Annotated in this window: 17 protein-coding genes; 10 read left to right on the top strand and 7 right to left on the bottom strand. The window is 68.8% G+C overall.

Going from position 1 to position 19,602, the window contains the following annotated elements:
* Positions 1-20 precede the first annotated feature (20 nt).
* The 5 genes from ABT313_RS38870 (at position 21) to ABT313_RS38850 (ending at position 5,611) form a co-directional block, all read left to right on the top strand.
* Positions 21-1,019, top strand: coding sequence for an acetylxylan esterase (locus ABT313_RS38870; protein ID WP_350864799.1), 999 nt, complete (start codon positions 21-23; stop codon positions 1,017-1,019).
* A 96-nt stretch (positions 1,020-1,115) separates the two neighbouring features.
* Positions 1,116-1,529 carry a glyoxalase superfamily protein gene (locus ABT313_RS38865; protein WP_350864796.1) on the top strand — a complete coding sequence of 138 codons (414 nt, stop codon included), beginning with the start codon at positions 1,116-1,118 and terminating at the stop codon, positions 1,527-1,529.
* Positions 1,526-2,491: an RNA polymerase subunit sigma-70 gene (locus tag ABT313_RS38860; RefSeq protein ID WP_350864794.1), complete on the top strand. Its 966-nt coding sequence runs from the start codon at positions 1,526-1,528 to the stop codon at positions 2,489-2,491. Before ABT313_RS38865 ends, ABT313_RS38860 begins: the two co-directional genes overlap by 4 nt.
* Positions 2,492-2,501: 10 nt before the next feature.
* Positions 2,502-3,245 carry a beta-phosphoglucomutase family hydrolase gene (locus ABT313_RS38855; RefSeq protein ID WP_350864791.1) on the top strand — a complete coding sequence of 248 codons (744 nt, stop codon included), beginning with the start codon at positions 2,502-2,504 and terminating at the stop codon, positions 3,243-3,245.
* Positions 3,242-5,611 carry a glycoside hydrolase family 65 protein gene (locus ABT313_RS38850; RefSeq protein ID WP_350864789.1) on the top strand — a complete coding sequence of 790 codons (2,370 nt, stop codon included), beginning with the start codon at positions 3,242-3,244 and terminating at the stop codon, positions 5,609-5,611. Before ABT313_RS38855 ends, ABT313_RS38850 begins: the two co-directional genes overlap by 4 nt.
* 17 nt (positions 5,612-5,628) lie before the next feature.
* On the opposite strand, the gene ABT313_RS38845 is transcribed toward ABT313_RS38850, so the two are convergent.
* Both ABT313_RS38845 and ABT313_RS38840 read right to left on the bottom strand, forming a co-directional pair.
* Positions 5,629-5,898, bottom strand: a complete 270-nt coding sequence (locus ABT313_RS38845) for a GlsB/YeaQ/YmgE family stress response membrane protein (protein WP_350864786.1) — start codon at positions 5,896-5,898, stop codon at positions 5,629-5,631.
* 106 nt (positions 5,899-6,004) lie between these two features.
* Positions 6,005-6,823 carry a hypothetical protein gene (locus tag ABT313_RS38840; protein ID WP_350864783.1) on the bottom strand — a complete coding sequence of 273 codons (819 nt, stop codon included), beginning with the start codon at positions 6,821-6,823 and terminating at the stop codon, positions 6,005-6,007.
* A 114-nt stretch (positions 6,824-6,937) separates the two neighbouring features.
* Here ABT313_RS38840 and ABT313_RS38835 point away from each other — a divergent pair, with 114 nt between their 5' ends.
* Positions 6,938-8,044, top strand: coding sequence for a DNA glycosylase AlkZ-like family protein (locus ABT313_RS38835; RefSeq protein ID WP_350864780.1), 1,107 nt, complete (start codon positions 6,938-6,940; stop codon positions 8,042-8,044).
* Between the two features lie 31 nt (positions 8,045-8,075).
* The gene (locus tag ABT313_RS38830) at positions 8,076-9,458 is read left to right on the top strand and encodes a ricin-type beta-trefoil lectin domain protein (RefSeq protein WP_350864778.1); all 1,383 of its coding nucleotides are present in this window, start codon (positions 8,076-8,078) and stop codon (positions 9,456-9,458) included.
* On the opposite strand, the gene ABT313_RS38825 is transcribed toward ABT313_RS38830, so the two are convergent.
* Entirely contained in the window at positions 9,357-10,286 is a 930-nt protein-coding gene (locus ABT313_RS38825; RefSeq protein WP_350864775.1) for a DMT family transporter, read from the bottom strand. The two genes, ABT313_RS38830 and ABT313_RS38825, sit on opposite strands and share 102 nt — an antisense overlap.
* An 81-nt stretch (positions 10,287-10,367) precedes the next feature.
* Between ABT313_RS38825 and ABT313_RS38820 the strand changes: the two genes are divergently transcribed.
* On the top strand, positions 10,368-11,264 hold the full coding sequence (locus ABT313_RS38820) for a LysR family transcriptional regulator (protein WP_350864772.1): 897 nt from the start codon (positions 10,368-10,370) through the stop codon (positions 11,262-11,264).
* Between the two features lie 56 nt (positions 11,265-11,320).
* Positions 11,321-11,899 (top strand): superoxide dismutase family protein, encoded by a 579-nt coding sequence (locus tag ABT313_RS38815; RefSeq protein ID WP_350864769.1) that lies wholly within the window; start codon positions 11,321-11,323, stop codon positions 11,897-11,899.
* An 85-nt stretch (positions 11,900-11,984) separates the two neighbouring features.
* Here ABT313_RS38815 and ABT313_RS38810 read toward each other — a convergent pair whose 3' ends face one another.
* From ABT313_RS38810 to ABT313_RS38800, 3 genes are read right to left on the bottom strand one after another with little or no spacing between them, the layout of a single operon-like run.
* Complete coding sequence (locus ABT313_RS38810) at positions 11,985-12,173, bottom strand: DUF1918 domain-containing protein (RefSeq protein ID WP_350864766.1); 189 nt, start codon at positions 12,171-12,173, stop codon at positions 11,985-11,987.
* 53 nt (positions 12,174-12,226) lie between these two features.
* Positions 12,227-13,645, bottom strand: a complete 1,419-nt coding sequence (locus ABT313_RS38805; protein ID WP_350864763.1) for a sensor histidine kinase — start codon at positions 13,643-13,645, stop codon at positions 12,227-12,229.
* Between the two features lie 22 nt (positions 13,646-13,667).
* Positions 13,668-14,345 (bottom strand): response regulator transcription factor, encoded by a 678-nt coding sequence (locus tag ABT313_RS38800; protein ID WP_350864760.1) that lies wholly within the window; start codon positions 14,343-14,345, stop codon positions 13,668-13,670.
* A 41-nt stretch (positions 14,346-14,386) separates the two neighbouring features.
* Here ABT313_RS38800 and yicI point away from each other — a divergent pair, with 41 nt between their 5' ends.
* Complete coding sequence (yicI, locus tag ABT313_RS38795; RefSeq protein WP_350864756.1) at positions 14,387-16,720, top strand: alpha-xylosidase; 2,334 nt, start codon at positions 14,387-14,389, stop codon at positions 16,718-16,720.
* On the opposite strand, the gene ABT313_RS38790 is transcribed toward yicI, so the two are convergent.
* Positions 16,669-19,458, bottom strand: coding sequence for a glycoside hydrolase family 3 C-terminal domain-containing protein (locus ABT313_RS38790; protein WP_350864753.1), 2,790 nt, complete (start codon positions 19,456-19,458; stop codon positions 16,669-16,671). The genes yicI and ABT313_RS38790 overlap by 52 nt on opposite strands.
* Between the last annotated feature and the right edge of the window lie 144 nt (positions 19,459-19,602).

Below are 19,602 nucleotides of genomic sequence, written 5' to 3'. Positions count from 1 at the left end.
TGGGCGTAGGTTTGTCGCTCATGGCCATGTTCGACCTTTCCCTCGACAAGCTCCGCGAGTACCGGCCCGACGTGGCCGCCCCCGCCGACCTGGTCGACTTCTGGCGCCGCTCCATCGAGAAGGCGCGCACCGACGACCTGTCCGCCTCGTTCACGCTGATCGACAACAAGCTCGCGCTGATCGACACCTACGACGTCACCTACGCCGGCTTCGGCGGCACGCCCGTCAAGGGCTGGCTGCACGTACCGGCAGGTGCCACCGGCCCGCTGCCGACCGTTGTGCAGTACCACGGGTACTCCGGCGGCCGGGGCTTCCCGCACGCGACCACGTTGTGGGCGCAGGCCGGCTACGCCCATTTCGTGATGGACACCCGCGGCCAGAGCTACGGCGCCGGCGGTTTCGACGCCACGCCGGACGCCACGCCGTACGCCGGTCTGAACCACACGCCGGGCTTCATGACCGCGGGCATCACCGACCCGGAGACCTACTACTACCGCCGCGTGTTCATCGACGCGGTCCGTGCGCTCGACGCGGTGAAGACGTCTCCGCTGGTCGATCCGGCCAAGGTGATCGTCACCGGCGGCAGCCAGGGCGGTGGCATCTCGATCGCCGCGGCCGGTCTCGCACCGATCGCCGGGATCGAGTTGCTCGGCTGCGCTCCCGACGTACCGTTCCTGTGTCACTTCGAGCGGGCGCTGCAGATCACCGACAAGGACCCGTACGGCGAGATCACGCGGTACCTGAAGGGGTTCCGGCAGGACGTCGACGCGGCACTGCGGACGCTGAGCTACTTCGACGGCGTCAACCTCGGCCGGCTGGCCACGGCGCCTGCGCTGTTCTCCGTCGCGCTGATGGACGCGACCTGTCCGCCGTCGACCGTCTTCGCGGCGTACAACAGCTACGGCAGTGAGCAGAAGGAGATCGAGGTCTACCAGTACAACAACCACGAGGGTGGCCAGACGTACCAGCAGTTGGCCCAGCTCGACTGGTTCGCGCAGATCTTCGAGGCATACGCCTGAGGCTTATCGATTGACCGATGAGTTTTCGGTCCGGGCGTCGTTACACGGTCATTGATGTCGGCCAGACTGGACCGACCGGGACCGTGGGAGGCCGCAATGGACTGGAAACTCGAGCTCGTGATCGTGCCGGTGTCGGACGTGGATCGGGCCAAGAAGTTCTACACCGACCAGCTCGGGTTCGCGGAGGACGTCGACCACCGGGCCGGCGACTCGTTCCGGGTCGTTCAGCTCACCCCGCCCGGGTCGGCGTGCTCGATCACGATCGGGACCGGGGTGACGTCGGCCAAGCCGGGCAGCTACCAGGGCACCCATCTGGTGGTGAAGGACATCGAGGCGGCGCGGGCCGAGCTGGTCGCCCGCGGCGTCGAGGTCAGCGAGCCGTTCCACTTCGGTGACCAGGGCAAACAGGACGGTGTGCATCCCGACCGGTCCGACTACAACTCCTTCCTGTCCTTCGACGACCCGGACGGCAACAACTGGACCGTCCAGGAGGTCGGGCACCTCTCATGACCACGCTGGAAGAGGCGGCGTTCGCGGGCGACGAGGCCGCGTTCGCCGACCTCGCGGGACGCCACCGGCGCGAGCTCCACGTGCATTGCTATCGCATGCTCGCGTCGTACGACGATGCCGAGGACGCCGTGCAGGAGACGCTGCTGCGGGCGTGGCGCAGCCGCGATCAGTACGACGGCCGCACGTACTTCCGTGCGTGGCTGTACCGGATCGCGACCAACGTCTGTCTGGACGTCACCCGACGCCAGACCCGGCGCAGTTCGTCGCCCGGCGACATGGCCTGGCTCCAGCCGTATCCGGACCGGCTGCTCGACGAGATCGCTCCGCCGGCCGACCAGCCCGACGCGGTCGCGGTGGACCGGGAGACGATCGAGCTCACGTTCCTGATCGCTCTCCAGGCACTGCCTGCTCGTCAGCGCGCCGCACTGATCGCCCGGGACGTGCTCGGGTGGTCCGCGTCGGAGACTGCCGGCCTGTTGGAGACCAGCGTGGCCGCGGCCAACAGCGCGCTCCAACGCGCCCGCGTGACGATGCAGCAGCGCCTGCCGGCCCGCCGGTCCGACTGGAGCGCGCCACGCCCGACGGCCGAGGAGCGCGAGGTGCTGGATCGCTTCATCGACGCCCATCAACGGTGTGACGCAGCGGCGGCGATCGCGATCGCGGCCGAGGACCTGCGGATCTCGATGCCGCCCGACCAGTTGACGTTCGACGGCCTGGCCGCGTGCCTGCCGTTGTTCGAGCGGGGCATGGGGCCGAAGCGCGACGGCGAGTGGAAGCTGGTGCCGACCTCGGCGAACCGCCTGCCCGCAGCAGCGTCGTACCTGATGCGTCCAGGGGACACGGTGTGGCGGGCGTTCAAGCTCGACGTGCTGTGGGTCAGCGACCACAAGATCGTCGAGATCACCACCTTCGGCTACTCCCGTTTCCCAGCCTTTGGTCTGCCCGACCGCTTGACCCCCTAATGTGTTCTTCATGCTGGGACTACCTGCGGGGATCCAGGCCTGTCTGTTCGACCTGGATGGTGTGTTGACCGACACCGCTGCCGTCCACGCCGCCGCGTGGAAAGAGATGTTCGACGAGTTCCTCCGCGTCTACTCGGAGCAGCACGGGATCGCGTTCACACCGTTCGACGCCCGGGCGGAGTACGACGCCTATGTGGACGGCAAGCCGCGCGCGAACGGGGTGCGCGACTTCCTGACCGCGCGCGGCATCACGCTGCCCGACGGGAGCAGCGACGATCCGCCGGACGCCCTGACGGTCAACGGCCTCGGCAACCGGAAGAACGAGGCCGTCCAGCGCCGGATTCGGACCGAGGGCGTGCACGTCTTCGACGGCTCGCGGCGGTATCTCGAGGCCGCCGAGCAGGCGGGTCTGCGGCGCGCGGTGGTGTCGTCGAGTGCGAACACCCGCGAGGTGCTGGACGTGACCGGACTCGCGAAGTACGTCGAGCAGATCGTCGACGGTGTGACGATCCGGACCGAGGGCCTGAAGGGCAAACCGGCGCCGGACACGTTCCTTGCCGCGGCCAAGGGGTTCGGCGTCGATCCTTCTGCTGCAGCTGTGTATGAAGATGCTCTCGCTGGCGTGGCGGCCGGCCGGTCGGGCCATTTCGGGCATGTGATCGGAGTGGACCGCGTCGGTCAGGCGGCCGAGCTGAAGGCGCACGGGGCCGACGTGGTGGTTCGTGACCTCGGAGAGTTGCTGGAGGACGCATGATCGACCGTGGCCATCACCCGATCGAGCCGTGGCGGTTGCGGGAGACCAGGCTGGCGCTCGACAAGCTCGCCCAGTCGGAGTCGCTGTTCGCCCAGTCGAACGGCCATATCGGCCTGCGCGGCAACCTCGACGAAGGCGAGCCGTACGCGATCCCCGGCACGTACCTGAACTCGTTCTACGAACAGCGCCCCCTGCCGTACGCCGAAGCCGGTTACGGCTACCCGGAGTCCGGGCAGACGCTCGTCGACGTGACCAACGGCAAGCTGATCCGGCTGATGGTCGACGACTCGCCGTTCGACATCCGCTACGGGTACCTGACCAAGCACGAACGCTCGCTGGACTTCCGCACCGGCATCCTCGAGCGCGACGTCGACTGGACCTCGCCGGGCGGCAAGCGGATCAAGGTCCGCAGCCGCCGTCTGGTGTCGCTGACCCAGCGCGCGGTCGCCGCCATCGAGTACGTCGTCGAGCCGGTCGACCAGCCGGCCCGGTTCGTGATCCAGTCCGAGCTGGTCGCCAACGAGGCCCAGCCGAAGCTGTCCGACGACCCACGTGTCGCCGCAGTGCTCGACAACCCGCTCAAGCCGGTCAGCCACGACGGCGGCGAGCACGGCGTCGTGCTGATCCACCGGACCACGCGTAGCCAGCAGTTGATGGCGGCTGCGATGTCGCACGAGGTGGACACCACCGTTCGGTACGCGATGGACCAGGACGTGCGTGAGGACTGGGCGCGGACCACAGTGATCGCGCATCTGCAGCCCGGCGAGAGTCTGCGCGTCGTGAAGTACCTGGCGTACGGCTGGTCCAGTCTGCGTTCGGAGACAGCGATCCGGGATCAGGTCGCGGCAGCCATCGCGAGCGCGCAGTTCTCCGGCTGGGACGGTCTGACCAAGCAGCAGGTCGATTTCCTCGACGACTTCTGGGACGGCGCCGACGTCGAGGTGCAAGGGCATCCGGAGCTGCAGCAGGCAGTGCGGTTCGCGCTCTTCCATGTCCTGCAGGCCGGTGCGCGCGCCGAGCGTCGCGCGATCCCGTCCAAGGGGCTGACCGGTGCGGGGTACGACGGGCACACGTTCTGGGACACCGAAGGCTTCGTGCTGCCGGTGCTGACCTACACGATGCCCGACGCGGCCGCCGACGCGCTGCGCTGGCGACATTCGATCCTCGAGCTCGCCAAGGAGCGGGCCGAGGTGCTGGGCTTCAAGGGCGCGGCGTTCCCGTGGCGAACGATCCGCGGCCAGGAGTGTTCCGGCTACTGGCCGGCCGGTACGGCGGCGTTCCACCTCAACGCCGACATCGCCGAAGCGGTCATGCGGTACCACACCGCGACCGCCGATGACGGCTTCCTCGAAGAGGTCGGGCTGGAGCTGCTCGCGGAGACGGCCCGGCTGTGGATGTCGCTCGGGCACCACGACCGCGACGGCAAGTGGCATCTCCCCGGCGTGACCGGCCCCGACGAGTACAGCGCCGTTGCCGACGACAACGTTTTCACCAACCTGATGGCGGCGCGCAACCTGCGGTTCGCGGCGGAGGTGTCGGTCAAGCTGCCGGCCAAGGCCCGCGAGCTGGGCATCGATGCCGAGGAGGAGGCCGCGTGGCGTGACGCGGCCGCTGCTGTGTACGTGCCGTACGACAAGGATCTCGGCGTACACCCGCAGTCCGAGGGCTTCACCGGGTACGCCGTGTGGGACTTCGACGCCTACAAGGACAGGTATCCGCTGCTGCTGCACGCGCCGTACTTCCAGCTGTATCGCACGCAGGTGGTGAAGCAGGCCGACCTGATCCTGGCGACGTTCTGGTGCGGTGACGCGTTCACCCCCGAGGAGAAGGCGCGGAACTTCGACTATTACGAGCGGCTGACGGTGCGGGACTCGTCGTTGTCCGCGTGCGTGCAGGCCGTGATGGCGGCCGAGGTCGGGCATCTCGACCTCGCGTACGACTATGCGTACGAGGCCGCGCTGATCGACATGCGCAACCTCCACCACAACACCGGCGACGGGTTGCACATGGCGTCGCTCGGCGGCGCCTGGAGTGCGCTGGTCTGCGGCTTCGGCGGGTTGCGGGACTGCGACGGCAGCCTGTCGTTCGATCCGGCGCTGCCGATCGGACTGGGCGGGCTGAGTTTCTCGATCCGCTGGCGCGGGGTCCGGCTGAAGGTCGAGATCGATCCGGTGGCGGTGAAGTACACCGTGCACAACGGCCCGGACGCCGAGGTCACCTTCCGGCATGCCGGTGAGGAGATCACGGTCCGGGCCGATCAGCCGGTCGTCCGGACGCTGGAGAAGCGGCGCCCGCTGCTGCCCCGGCCGCCGCAACCGCCGGGCCGCGAGCCGCGGCCGGCGATGGCGATCAACGAAGGCGCCTAGCTACTGCCGGCTGGTTGTCAGCGGCTGATGGACGAGTTCTTGTGCCGGGCCGACAGCGACTCGGCTGTGCCGACCAGCAGCACCGACGAGATCACCGCGATGATGAAGCCGAACACGTTCAGCTCGAAGATGCTGCCGGTGCCGAGGATCGCGGCGATCGTGCCGCCGATCACCGAGCCGGCCAGGCCGAGCAGCAACGTGGCGAGCAGGCCGAGCTTCTGCTTGCCGGGTGTGAAGAGCCGGGCCAACGCTCCGATGACGAGTCCGGCGATGATGAAGCCGATCATGGCTGAAGACCTCCGAGGGTCGAACGGTAGGACTCCAGTCTCCGGCCGAGGCGGGGTCTGAGGGCAGTGGAGTTCCCCCTGAGCCGACCCGGATCCGACCCTGGCTTCAGCTCCGTGCCGTGGTGGGGATCAGGTCGCTGTTGGGCTTCAGCCTGGGGGTCGCCTGGAGCTCGCTGAGTACCGCGGTCGCGAGCTCGTCGGCGGCGTCCCGGTTGCTGTGCAGCAGGGCCTGGTAGCTGTTGCGGCAGGGGGACCCGGGCGCGAGGATATCGACGTACTGCTCGATGTCCGACAGCGCCGGCTTGCCCTTGACGACGTCGGCGGTGCTCCTCGCGCACCTGATCAGCGTCGGCTGCGTCCTGGCGATGCTGTTCTCGGCGAGCAGTTGATCCGCGAGCGCCTTCGTCAGGAAGTACTGCGCGGTGGTCCCCTTGTCCTGCAGGTACCGCGCCGTGGCGAACTCCTTGAGGCTGTCGCTGAGCACGCAGACACCCCACTGCGGCGGCACTACGATGACCTGGTTCTTGGGCATGAACACGGGAATGTCCAGGACTCCGGCGAGGCCGCCGCTGTTGTTGACGGCGATCAGTGCGGCTCGCGATGGCAGGTCGGTCGGATTCCCGGAGGGTGCGGCGATCAGCCGGCTGGTGAAGCCCGCGTCCGGCATGATGATGACCGTCAGCCCGCCGATGTTCTTGAGCAGCAACGAGGTGCGGGTCGGATCGGTGGTGGCGGACAGCGCGACGCCGTCTGCCTGGGCCTCGGCCGGGAGCTGCTCGGTGGAATGCGCGCAATCGGCGGCCGGCTTGACCGGACTCGTGGTCCGGGGAAGGACGATCGAGGGGGTTTCGGTCACCGGGCCGGCCCCGCTCGAACCCTCGGCGCTCGTACAGCCGGCGACTGCCAGCAGAAGCGCACCGGACATGAGTGTCCAACTACGTAGCGCCACGATCTGTCCCCCTGACCCCGAGCACCAGGTCCCCACCTCGCTCGGCCTTCCTCCCAGAATACTGTCCGACCAGTCGCTTAGTCTCTCTTTGTGACCGTTCTTCATCAGTTGTCGAAACGAGACGCCCGCCGGCTGGCGGTGCGGGCGCAGCTGTTGACGAGCGAGCGACCGGACGATCTCTTCGACGTCGTCCGCGGGCTGAACGTGATCCAGCTCGACCAGACGGCGTACGTCGCGCCCAACGCGGACCTGGTCGCGTGGAGCCGGCTCGGTTCGTCGTACGACGCTGCCGAGCTCGCGGATGCGCTGGCGACGCAGGAGCTGCTCGAGCTGCGCGGCTTCGTGCGGTTGCCGGAGACGCTGGCGCTGTTCCGGGCTCAGATGGAGGCCTGGCCGTCCGACGGCGAGCCGCTGGATTGGCAGCAGTACCGCGGTGACTGGGTGAAGGCCAACGAGGGCTGCCGGCTCGACATCCTCGAGCGGTTGCGCCAGGACGGCCCGCTGATGATGCGCGAGCTGCCCGACACCTGCGTGCGGCCGTGGAAGTCGAGCGGCTGGACCAACAATCGCAATGTCTCGCAGATGCTCGAGTTCATGATGCAGCGCGGTGAGGTGGCGATCGCGGGCCGTGACGGACGGGACCGGCTGTGGGACCTGGCGTCCCGGATCTACCCCGACGACCCGATCGTCCCGCTGGACAAGGCCGCCCGGCTCCGCGAAGAGCAGCGGCTGCGGTCGATGGGGATCCTGCGGGCCAAGGGTCCTGCCTGCCCGGGCGAGCCGCTCGATGCCGGCGAGGCGGGGGAGCGGGCCGTGGTCGACGGCGTCCGCGGCCAGTGGCGGATCGATCCGGAGCTGCTCGGTCAGCCGTTCACCGGGCGGACGGCGATCCTCTCGCCGCTCGACCGGCTGGTGTACGACCGGAAGCGGCTCGGCGAGATCTTCGACTTCGACTACCAGCTGGAGATGTACAAACCGGTCGCGAAACGCAGATGGGGGTACTTCGCGCTGCCGATCCTGCACAACGACCGCCTGGTCGGGAAGCTCGACGCGATGTCCGACCGCAAGGCCGGGATCTTCCGCGTCGACGCGATCCACGAGGACGAGCCGTTCTCGAAGACGCTGACCGCGGCCGTGCACCGCGAGATCCGCGATCTGGCGAAATGGCTGCGCCTGGAACTCGTACTCACCTCTTGACGAGAGGCGATGTTCACGTAAACATCACCGGGTGAGGTCAACCGCTCGCAGTTTCGCCGCCGCCCTGTTGTCCCTTCTCGTGCTCGTCGCCGGGCTCGCCGCACCGGCGCAGGCCGGTCCGCCGCGGACCGACGATTTCCGCGGCGTGAACTGGGCCGATCCGCGCGACAACTACGCCCATGACGAGGTGGTTCCGTCCGGTCTGAGCACGGCCGACGACTACCGGACGACGTACCGCAAGGCGATCGGGATCGTCGGCGAGTTCCGCAAGGAGCTGAAGGCGAACACGATCCGGCTGCCGATCAACCCGTCGAGCGTGGGCACCGCCTGGTGGAACTCGTACCGCGCGGCGATCGACGCCTCGGTCGCGGGCGGGTTCAAGGTCATCCTCAGCTACTGGGAGGCCGACAACGCCAAGGACGGCCGGGTCGACGACCCCACGGCGTACGCCGCGATGTGGGACACCGTCGTCAAGGCGTACGGGCGGAGCCCACACGTGTACTTCGAGCCGATGAACGAGCCGTTCGGGTACTCGCTGACCGAGTGGGTGTCGCTGACGGCGGCGTGGATTGCCCGGCACCGCGACGTACCGCGGGGGCGGATCGTGATCTCGGGCACCGGCTACAACGACAACGTGACCGGCGTCGGCGCGGCGCCGGAGTTGAAGGGCACGCTGCTGTCGCTGCACTTCTACGGCTTCTGGGCGTCGGACACCACCGAGGCCGCCTGGCTGGCGAACCTGCGGCCGCGGATCGGTTCGTACGGCTGGCGCACGATCATCGACGAGGCCGGCTCGCCGATGACGATCGGCCTGAACTACGGCAACCACGAGGGCAACGTCTACACGGCGTACCTCGGTGCGCTGACGCAGGTCGCCCGCGAGCAGCAGATGGGCATCGTCTACTGGCCGGGTCTGCGCACCGGCGACTCGTACTCGATGACCACGCAGGTCGGCCCGAGCGATCTCCAGGTCAACAGCCAGAGCGGCCGCGACCAGCTGTGGTGGGGCTGGGGTCTGCTGAAGAAGGAGCCGACGAACACGCTGCCGCCGGCCCCGCCGGGTGAGCCCCTGCGTGGTGTCGCGAGCGGCCGGTGCGTCGACGTACCGGGCTTCTCGACCAGCCCGGGTACGGCGCTCGACCTGTGGGACTGCAACAACGGCGGCAACCAGTCCTGGAACCAGACTGCCACCGGCCAGCTGACTGTGTACGCCGACAAGTGCCTGACGGCTGGCGCGTCCGCTGCCACTATCGAGAGCTGTACCGGCGCAGCCGATCAGAGCTGGCAGCTCAACGCGGACCAGACCGTCAGCTCATCTGCCGGCTGTCTCACGGCCAACGGAACCGGCAACGGCGCTGCCGTCATCGTTGCCGCCTGCAACGGATCCGACGACCAGAAGTGGACTCGCTCCTAGCCTGGCGCGGCGTTCGATCGACTGGCCCCAGGTGGTGCCGGCCAGGAGCAGCACTGCGCCGAGCGCGGCGGTGACGGTCAGGTGCTCGGAGCCGAGTCCGATACCGATGGCAACCGCCCAGATCGGCTCGGTGCCGAGAAGCAGGCTGGCCCGGCTCGCTGACGTGCGCTGGACCGCCCACGTCTGCACGAGGAACGCGAAGACGCTGCAGAACAAGGCCAGGTAGGCCATCTGGAGCCAGCCCACGGCCGGGATCGCCGGCAAGTGATGTAGGGCGGGTGCCGCGAACAGTGCGGTGCCGACGAAGGTCTGGACTGTGGTGAGCTGCAACGGCCGCAGGTCGGTGGCCAGGCGGCCGACCAATGCGACGTGTCCGGCTCTGACAACGGCGGCCGCGAGCATCAGGAGGTCACCGACACCGGGGACGTGGAGTCCGTGGCTGGACATCAGGAGGCCGACGGCCCCGACGCAGACCGCCGCCGCCAGGTAGAACCGCGGTGGGAGCCGGCGACGGTCGAGCAGTGGAGTCAGGACGAGCGTGAGGCTGATGATCAGCCCGGCGTTGGCGGCGCTGGTATGCGTGACGCCGTACGTCTCGAGGATCAGTACGGCGGCCTGCGTGAGGCCGAGGAGCCCGCCGATGCGGAGCTCTTTGCGGTTGATGCGTCGTACGAAGAGCAGCAAGGCGACCGCGGAGATCGCGTACCGGACGAAGAGGACGGTCAGCACTGGTGTGGACGCGGTCGCGGTCTTGGCGGCGAGGTAGCTCGAACCCCAGACGATGGCGACCAGCAACAGGAGGAGATCGGTACGGCGGGATGCGGGCACGACTCCAACGGTGACTCGTGGCGACGTTGAAGCCAAGTACCACCTTCTAAAGCGATCTTGTAGCGGTCCTACAGTGTTGGGATGGACGAACGACAGCTGCGAGTGCTCCGGGAAGTCGGCGAGCTGGGAAGCGTGACGGCCGCGGCCGACGCGATGCTGGTGACCCCGTCCGCGATCTCGCAGCAGCTCAGGCTGCTGCAGCGGTCGATCCCGGTCGCGTTGACCGAGCGCGACGGCCGGCGGGTGGTGCTCACGCCGGCCGGGCGTGCGTTGGCAGCGGCGGCGGCCGATGTGGAGTCGGCGTTGGCGCGGGCCCGGCAGGTGGTGGACGACTTCGCCGAGCAGCCGGATGCGGTCGTGTCGGTGTCCGCATTCCACAGCGCGGCTGCGGCGTTCTTCCCATCACTGTTGCGGGCGGGGGACGGTCCACGGGTCAGCTTGCATGACGAGGATGTCGCGCAGGACGAGTTTCCCCCGTTGACCCGGGAGTACGACGTGGTGCTCGCGCATCGGATGGATCATGCCGCCGCTTGGCCGGGCACGGTTGCAGTGACGCCGTTGCTGCACGAGCCGTTGGACGTCGCCGTACCTGTTGGTCATCGGTTGGCGTCGAAGCCCTCGCTGTCGCCGCGGGAGGTGGCGGGCGAGCCGTGGATCACGGTGCACGACGGGTTTCCGTTGATGGCGACGATCGAGGCGATCGGGGCGGCCGCGAACCGGCGGCTGGAGTTGGTCCACCGCGTCAACGAGTTCACCGTGGTCGCGGAGTTGGTTGCCGCGGGCGCCGGTCTGGCGCTGATCCCGCGGTGGACGGCCCGGTCGCATCCGGGGGTGGTGCTCGTGCCGATGCGGGGCGTGCACGTACGGCGGCACATCGATGCCCTGCACCGACCCGAACGCACGGCTCGGCGGGCCGTGCGGACCACCCTCGCGAACCTGCGGGCCGCGGCCGCGACGATCCGGACCGCGAGCGCTTGATAGCCTCTCGACAAGTTCGCTCCCCGCCCGGAGTAATCGTTCCAGGAGAGGGAGATATGACGGGAAGAGTGCGCGGCGTCCTCGCCGTGGTCGGGGTGCTGGGAGTGGTCGGTGTGATCGCCGGGCCGATGGCGGCGGCGCAGAACCGGCCACCCGGCGTACCGCGCGGCGAGATCGCGATCCCGGTCGCGCCGGAGTCGAACGTTGCATCAAGCAACGGACCGCTGCGGCAGCTCCAGCCCGGCGGACCGTTCCGTACTGCCCGCGGGGTCGTCGTGTTGGTGTCCCACGGTGCGCGGACCACCGTCCGCCTTCATGTCACCGGCGTCAAGCCCGCCGGCGGCACCTTCGGTGCCCACCTGCACACAGGCCCTTGCGTTGCAGGCGACGGCGCGGCCGCCGGACCGCATTACAACACCGACGCGATCGCGGGCCGCAAGCCGGTACGCATGGACCGCGAACGTGAGATCTGGCTCGACTTCACCGTCAGCCCGACCGGTGCCGCCACGGCGTCAACCGTCGTCCCCTTCGCCCCGACCCCCGGCAACCGCTCCATCGTCATCCACCAGGAGCCAACCAATTCCCACGGCGCCGCCGGCCCCCGCCTCGCCTGCCTCCCACTCACCTGGAACTAGTCCGAGCCGCCGTTGCTCCTCAGCAGCTGGGCGTTGATCCACTGTCGTTCTTGTTCTTTCTGGTCCTTTCTTTCCTTTCGTTCTGCTAGCTGTTGTGCACGATGTGTGCGTCCGGGCCTGGGAAGAACAGGGACTCGGTGTCGGTGTCGGTCCAGTGGACCAGGTACGGCGGGGCGCCGTCCGGGTCGTGGACTTCGACGATCTTCCCCTCGCGACGGTGTGCCATCAGATGGCTGGTCTCGACCACAACTTGGTCGCCTGCTGCGGCTTTCATCACACCCACCTCCCACCCTCAGCTTCGTCCTGACGGGCGGCGCGCACCACCCCTCATCCGATGTTCGGTAGCGTGACGGTGGCCGTCGTACCTCCGGTGCTCGACGAGGTCAGCGTGATCGTGCCGTCGTGGGCGCGGGTGATCTCGCGGGCGATGGACAGCCCGAGTCCGGATCCGCCGCTGGTCCGGGAGCGGCTGGTGTCGAGGCGGACGAAGCGTTCGAACACCCGTAGCCGGTCCGCCTCGGGGATCCCGTCGCCGTCGTCCTCGACCGTGATGATCGCCGATCCGTCCTTCTCGGCCGTGCTCAGGTGGACGCTGGTGTGCGCGGCGCGGGCGGCGTTGTCGACGAGATTCCGCAGTACCTGACCCAACCGGGCCGGGTCGCCGACCACCCGGACCGGGCGGACGTCGCCGGTCACCTTCAGCTCGGGCATCGAGCTTCGCAACCGCTGGATCTCGGCCGCGACCAGATCGTCGAGGTCCACGTCTGTCTGCTGCATCCGGATCCCGGTGTCGTCGGCCTTGGCGAGCAGCAGCAGGTCCTCGACGAGCTGCCGCATCCGGTCGGTCTCGGTCGCCATCACCGCGCGCAGTTCGTGCCACGCCTGCCCGGTGGTGTCCGCCTCGATCACCTCCAGCGCCGCGGTCAGCGTGGCCAACGGCGACCGCAGTTCGTGACTCGCGTCCGCCACGAACGCCCGCTGCGTCGCCTGACCGGTCTCGAGCCGGTCGAGCATCTCGTTCATCGTCACCGCGAGCCGCGCGATCTCGTCCCGCGTCTCCGGCACCGGGACGCGCTCGGTCAGGTCCCGGGTGCCGATGCCCTGCACGCGGGAGCGGATCCGCTCGACCGGCCGCAGCGCCTGCCCGACCATCAGCCACCCGGCCACGCCGACCACGATCAGCAACGCCGGGAACCCGATCACCAGGTACTTCGCCACCGTGGCGACCGTCTGCCGCTGCGTCTCCACCGACGACGCGACCACGACCGTGTACGTCTGCCCGTCGTACGACGCTCCTTGCGCCACGATCAGGTAGTTGTGGTCGTCGTCGATCAACGGCATCTCGCCGACCTCGGCCCGCATCAGCGCACCGGCCGGCGGACGGAGGTCGGTCAACGGTGTGTTGCCGACCCGGCTCGACGAGGCCGCGATCACGCGACCGGCCGGATCGAGGACCTGGACCAGCTGGGTCGCGCGGGTCGTCTCGACCAGATCGCGCGCGAGGCCCGCCGTACCCTCCGAGCTGACCTGACCGGCCACATCGCCGACCCGGCCCTCAGCGGCGTCGGAGACCTCGGTGATCAGGGCCCGCTGCAGCAGCAGGAGCAACGCGGCGGCGCCGAGCATCATCGCGACGGCGACCACGATCACGGCCGCAGCCGTCGAGCGGCTCCGTACGCTCGCCTGCCGCAGACCACCCGCGGTCCGGTACCACCCGTCGACCCGACGTCGCACGACCGTGCTCACCCCGCCAGTTTCGCAGGTGGCGCTATCCGCCTTCGGGGTTGAGTCGGTATCCCATCCCTCGGATGGTTTCGATGGCGTGCCGGGCGAACGGGGTGTCGATCTTCTTCCGCAGGTACCGCACGTAGACCTCGACCACGTTCGGGTCGCCGTCGAAGGCCGGGTCCCAGACCGAGGCCAGGATCTCGGCCTTGCTGACCGTGTCGCCGCGGTGCTGCATCAGGAACTCGAGCAGGCCGTACTCGCGGGGCGTGAGCGTGATCTCCCGCCCGTCCCGCTCCACCCGCCGCCGGGCCACGTCCAGCGAGAGGTCGCCGGCGGTCAGGACCACGGGCCGCTCCGGTCCGCCGCGCCGGATCAGCGCCCGCAACCGGGCGATCAGGACCAGGAAGCTGAACGGCTTGGTCAGATAGTCGTCCGCGCCGAGGTCGAACGCGTCGGTCTGGTCGTACTCGCCGTCCTTCGCGGTCAGCATCAGCACCGGAGTCCAGATCCCGCGCGCCCGCAGCATCTCGAGCACCCGGTACCCGTTCAGCTTCGGCAGCATGATGTCCAGCACGATCACGTCGTAGCTGTGTTCGGTCGCCGCCCACACCGCGTTCTCGCCGTCGTGCACCATCTCCACGACGAACCCGGAGTCGGTCAGACCGCGGTGGACCGTGTCGGCCAGCCGCAGCTCGTCCTCGACCATCAGCACTCGCATCCACCCAGTGTCACCGAGGCCCGCTGAGAATCCGCTGAGAGGTGGACAAACTTGACGCGATGAAGTCGGCCCGCCTAGCGTTGTCGAAGCGCTTCGACAACCCATTTCGGGAGAGGCTGGCCACGATGAAGTTCAGCGACGGGTACTGGCAGCTCCGCGAGGGACTGACGCGGTTGCGGCCGGCCGAGGTCGAGGGCGTGCAGGCGGGGGAGCGGGAGCTGACCGTGTTCGCGCCGGCCCGGCGGATCGAGCGACGCGGCGACACGCTCAACCAGCCGCTGTTCACGGTGACGTTCTCGTCGCCGGCGCGCGGGGTGATCGGGGTCCGGATCGGGCACCACCTCGGCGGCCGGCCCGCACGGCCGGCGTACCGCTTGAACGTGGACGACGATCATCCGGTGAAGGTGGACGTCGGTGCCGCCGAGGCGCGGTTGACGTCGGGTGAGCTGAGCGTGGTGATCGCGCTCGAGGGGCCGTGGGACGTCCGGTTCGAGCAGGACGGCCGGCCGCTTACCAACTCGGGTGCGCGGAGCGTCGGCCTGATTACCGATGCCGACGGCAAGCACTACGTCCACGAGCAGCTGGCGCTCGGCGTCGGCGAGACGATCTACGGCCTGGGTGAACGCTTCGGTGCGTTCGTGAAGAACGGGCAGGTCGTCGACAGCTGGAACGCCGACGGCGGTACGTCGAGCGAGCAGGCGTACAAGAACGTGCCGTTCTACCTGAGCAGCAAGGGGTACGGCGTACTCGTCGACAGCCCGGCCCGGGTGTCGTTCGAGGTCGGCTCCGAGACCACGTCCCGCAACCAGTTCAGCGTCGAAGGCCAGGAGCTCGGGTACTACGTCTTCGCCGGTCCGGCCCCGAAGGACGTCCTGCGCCGCTACACCGCACTGACCGGCCGGCCCGCCCGCGTGCCGGCGTGGTCGATGGGGCTGTGGCTGTCGACGTCGTTCACCACGGACTACACCGAGGAGACGACGAGCGCGTTCGTCGACGGGATGGCCGAGCGGGATCTCCCGTTGAGCGTGTTCCATTTCGACTGCTTCTGGATGCGGCAGTTCCACTGGTGCGACTTCCTGTGGGACCCGATCGCGTTCCCGGATCCGGCCGGCATGGTCCGTCGGCTGAAGGACCGCGGCCTGCGCGTCAGCCTGTGGATCAACCCGTACATCGCACAGCGGTCCGTCCTGTTCGAGGAGGGTCGAGAGCTTGGCTACCTGCTCAAGCGGCCGGACGGCTCCGTCTGGCAGTGGGACATGTGGCAGGCCGGTATGGCGATCGTCGACTTCACCAACCCGGATGCGGCCGCGTGGTACCGCTCCAAGCTGCAGGCCCTGATCGATCTGGGCGTCGACTGCTTCAAGACCGACTTCGGCGAGCGCATCCCGACCGACGTTGCCTGGTGCGACGGATCCGATCCCGAGCGGATGCACAACTACTACGCCCAGCTCTACAACGCGGCCGTCTTCGGGCTGCTCGAGGAGAACCGGGGCGAGGGCGACGCGGTTCTGTTCGCCCGCTCCGCGACGGCCGGCGGGCAGCAGTTCCCGGTGCACTGGGGTGGCGACTGCGAGTCGACGTTCGAGGCGATGGCGGAGTCGTTGCGCGGCGGGCTCTCGCTGGCGTCGTCGGGGTTCGGGTACTGGAGTCACGACATCGGCGGATTCGAAGGCCTGCCCGACCCCGCGATCTTCAAGCGCTGGGTGGCGTTCGGGCTGCTCTCGTCGCATTCGCGGTTGCACGGCTCGTCGTCGTACCGCGTGCCGTGGGCGTTCGACGACGAGGCGGTCGATGTACTGCGGAAGTTCACGAAGCTGAAGTTGTCGTTGATGCCGTACCTGATGACGGCCGCGGCCGAGGCGCATCAGGACGGGGTGCCGATGATGCGGCCGATGGTGCTGGAGTTCCCCGACGATCCGGCGGTCGCCTACCTGGATCGCCAGTACATGCTCGGTCCCGATCTGCTGGTCGCGCCGGTGATGAGCGTCGACGGAGAGGTCTCGTTCTACCTGCCGCGTGGTCGATGGACGTCGTTGCTGACCGGCGAGGTGCTGTCGGGTCCGGGCTGGGTGCAGCAGACCCATGCCTTCGACAGCGTGCCGCTGTTCGTGCGTGAGGGCGCCGTGATCCCGATCGGGGCAGTCGACGACCGGCCGGAGTACGACTGGGCCGACGGGGTCGAGCTGCGCTGGTTCGCGCCGAGCGACGGGCAGACGACGGTGGTCGAGCTGCCCGACGCCGACGGGGGAGTGGCCGCCGTGATCGAGCTGACCCTGCGCGACGGTGAGGTCGAGTCGCGCGTGATCGAGGGCGTCTGCGAGCGCTACACGGTCAAGCTCTCGAGTACGACGTCCGCCGCGGAGAAGACCGCGTAGACCGTGCGTACTCCGGTCGCCGGCGCCAACCCGCCGGTGATCGGCGTGCGGGGGCCCAGCTCGACCTGGACGGTCGTCAGGACCTCGCCGTGGAGCGGGTCGTCGAGGCGGAGTTCGATCGTCGCCGGCCGGGTTCCGTGGTTGGCGGCGGTGATGGTGACGGCTGTCTCGGAGTCCAGCTGGACGTCGTGAAACGCCAACCAGGCTTGGGGTTCCAGCGAGACAGTCGTCTCGTCGGAGAGCGTGATTCCGCAGTACTCGTCGAAGCTGGTCGCGGCGAGTTCGAGCGTTCGCGACGGGATGCGTTCGCCATGGACGTCGAGGGTCGTGGTCAATCGAAGGTCGCTGCTGGACCGGCCGACCATGACGCTGTGGCGCGCTGACTCGACGCAGTGCCGGTCCCGCGTCACGTCCCAGAACCCGAGGTCGGCCGCGGCGACAGTCAATTCGACGTCGGCGCACTCGCCGGGGGCGAGCGACAACCGGCGGAAGCCGCGGAGCTGTCGCAGCGGTTGCTTGACTCGTGAACGCTGCTGACGGGTGTACAGCTGGGCCACTTCGGTGCCTGGCCGATCGCCGGTGTTGGTGACTGTGAACGTGACTCGGACTTCGCCGTCGGACGCGATCGACGGCGCGCTCAGCTGCAGATCGCCGTACCTGAACGTGGTGTAGCTCAGGCCGTGACCGAAGGGGTAGAGCGGCGTGCCTCGGTAGTACAGGTACGTCGCATCAGTGGTGATGATGTCGTAGTCGAGGAGGTCGGGCAGGTCCGCCGCGGAGTCGTACCAGGTCTGGGTCAGCCGTCCGGCCGGGTCGTGGTCGCCGAACAGTACGTCGGCCAGCGCGCGACCGTACTCCTGCCCGCCGTGCGCGGACCACAGGATCGCCGGCAGGTGCTGCTGGGCCCAGCCGATCGCGAACGGATAGCTGCTGCTGAGCACGAGCACCGTGCACGCGTTCGCGGCGTGGACCCGGCGGATCAGCCGGTCCTGCGCCGCCGGGAGGTCGAGGCTGTCGCGGTCCTCGGTCTCCCGGCCGTTCACCAACGGGTGGTTGCCGGCGACAACGATCGCGACATCGGCGCGGGCAGCCACGGCGGCGGCCTGCGCGGCACCGTCGACGACGACATCGAGCACGAACGGCGTCGCCTGCTCGGCAAGGCTGATCGCACCTTCCGCGTCGACGTGGAGGAAACGGTCACTGTGCAGGTGCTGGATCAGCACGGTGCCGGCCAGCTGCACGAATCTGAACGTCTGCTTGACCTCCCAGCCGTTCGGACCGCACTGATCGGCGGCGAGCTCACCGTCGTCGCTCATGCTCAGGTGTTGCCCGTTCCGCACCGACCGCAGGGCGAACGCATCCCCGCCCCAGTCGAACAGGTCGAACTCACCCGGCTCCCGGCCAGCTCGCAGTACGGCGTCCGCGCCGACCGTCAGGTACGACGAGGAGTCGGCGATGCGGAGCGTGATCCGGTCGACGCCCTCGCAGTACTCGACGCGATCCCGGCCGAGCCGCTCGACGATACCGTCCAGCGCGGTGACCTGATACGGGAGTGTTCCGGCGTACCAGTCCTCCCTGACGGCGCCGGCGAGCGGTCCGACGACGGCGATCCGCTGGACGGCGTCGGTGAGGGGCAGGACCTGGCACTCGTGTTTCAGCAGCACGATCGCTTGGCGTGCGGCGTCCTGGGCCAGCTCGCGGTGGGCGGGACAGTTGACCAGATCAGGCTCGAGCTCGCGGTACGGGTCGAGTTCAGGCGGGTCGAACTCGCCGAGGCGGAGCCGGATCGCCAGCACCCGTCGTACTGCGCTGTCGATGTCTGCCCACGTGAGCAGGCCGCGATCGAGTGCCTCGCGGATCCGGTCGATCGTCGGGGCGGAGTTCGTGTCGTCCTGCGTGAAGCTGTCCACGCCGGCCTTGACTGCGGCGGCGTACGCGGTCGGGCCGTCGGGTGAGTACTGCTGCAGACCGAAGAGGTTGCCGGGCGCGTACGCGTCGCTGACGACCAGCACGTCGTCGCCGGTCCAGGTGCGCAGTACGTCGTTGATCAGCGGGCTCAGGTGGGCAGGCCGTCCGTTCACCAGGTTGTACGACGGCATCACCGCGACCGCCGCACCGGACTCGATCGGCGCGCGGAACGCGGGCAGCTCGTACTCGTGCAGCACCCGCGGCGGCAGGTTGCTAGAGGTCGTGCAGCGGTCGGTTTCGTTGTTGTAGGCAAGGAAGTGCTTCAGCGTCGGAGCGGTCCTGAGGTACGACGGGTCGTCGCCGGCGAGCCCGTGTCCGTACGCGGTCGCGATCACGCCGGTCAGCCACGGATCCTCGGCGTACCCCTCCTCGTTCCGGCCCCAGCGCGGGTCGCGGAGCGGGTTGACCACCGGGGCCCAGACGTTCAGGCCGACGCCGGCCGGGTCCTTCTGGTGGAAGACGCGGACCTCGTCGCCCACCGCGGCGCCGACGGCGCGGACCAGGTCCGGACTCCAGCTCGTGGCGAGGCCGATCGCCTGCGGGAAGACGGTCGCCGGGCCGAGCCAGGCGACGCCGTGCAGCGCCTCGGTGCCGGTGCGGAACGAGTCCAGGCCGAGCCGCGGGACCGGCGGCTGGTACTGGTGCAGCAGCGCGACCTTCTCGTCCGGGGTGAGCCTGGCGAGCAGATCGTCGGCCCGCTCGCCGGTCGGCCGGGCCGGATCGCGGAACGGGGGCGGAGCTGAACGGGGGAGGGGAGCTGGAGTACTCATCGGCGATCGACTCCACGGGCTGTGTGTCGAAGCGCTTCGAACGGTCATCGTGACAATCGATCGAAGCGCTTCGACAGATCGGGCGTGAACAGAGGGTTGCATCCCGAGCGGCGACGGTCAAGACCTCGCGGGCTCGCTCAGGGT

It is taken from the genome of Kribbella sp. NPDC000426 (assembly GCF_040300265.1).
Classification (GTDB): Bacteria; Actinomycetota; Actinomycetes; order Propionibacteriales; family Kribbellaceae; genus Kribbella.
Note: the sequence above shows the minus strand (reverse complement) of the source record. Positions and strands in the feature narration are given on the sequence as shown.

Bases quoted from the DNA above. Each gene is read 5' to 3' on its own strand.
- ABT313_RS38870 (WP_350864799.1), top strand. From the start codon at position 21: ATGGCCATGTTCGACCTTTCCCTCGACAAGCTCCGCGAGTACCGGCCC.
- ABT313_RS38865 (WP_350864796.1), top strand. From the start codon at position 1,116: ATGGACTGGAAACTCGAGCTCGTGATCGTGCCGGTGTCGGACGTGGAT.
- ABT313_RS38860 (WP_350864794.1), top strand. From the start codon at position 1,526: ATGACCACGCTGGAAGAGGCGGCGTTCGCGGGCGACGAGGCCGCGTTC.
- ABT313_RS38855 (WP_350864791.1), top strand. From the start codon at position 2,502: ATGCTGGGACTACCTGCGGGGATCCAGGCCTGTCTGTTCGACCTGGAT.
- ABT313_RS38850 (WP_350864789.1), top strand. From the start codon at position 3,242: ATGATCGACCGTGGCCATCACCCGATCGAGCCGTGGCGGTTGCGGGAG.
- ABT313_RS38845 (WP_350864786.1), bottom strand. From the start codon at position 5,898: ATGATCGGCTTCATCATCGCCGGACTCGTCATCGGAGCGTTGGCCCGG.
- ABT313_RS38840 (WP_350864783.1), bottom strand. From the start codon at position 6,823: ATGTCCGGTGCGCTTCTGCTGGCAGTCGCCGGCTGTACGAGCGCCGAG.
- ABT313_RS38820 (WP_350864772.1), top strand. From the start codon at position 10,368: ATGGACGAACGACAGCTGCGAGTGCTCCGGGAAGTCGGCGAGCTGGGA.
- ABT313_RS38815 (WP_350864769.1), top strand. From the start codon at position 11,321: ATGACGGGAAGAGTGCGCGGCGTCCTCGCCGTGGTCGGGGTGCTGGGA.
- ABT313_RS38810 (WP_350864766.1), bottom strand. From the start codon at position 12,173: ATGAAAGCCGCAGCAGGCGACCAAGTTGTGGTCGAGACCAGCCATCTG.
- ABT313_RS38800 (WP_350864760.1), bottom strand. From the start codon at position 14,345: ATGCGAGTGCTGATGGTCGAGGACGAGCTGCGGCTGGCCGACACGGTC.
- ABT313_RS38790 (WP_350864753.1), bottom strand. From the start codon at position 19,458: ATGAGTACTCCAGCTCCCCTCCCCCGTTCAGCTCCGCCCCCGTTCCGC.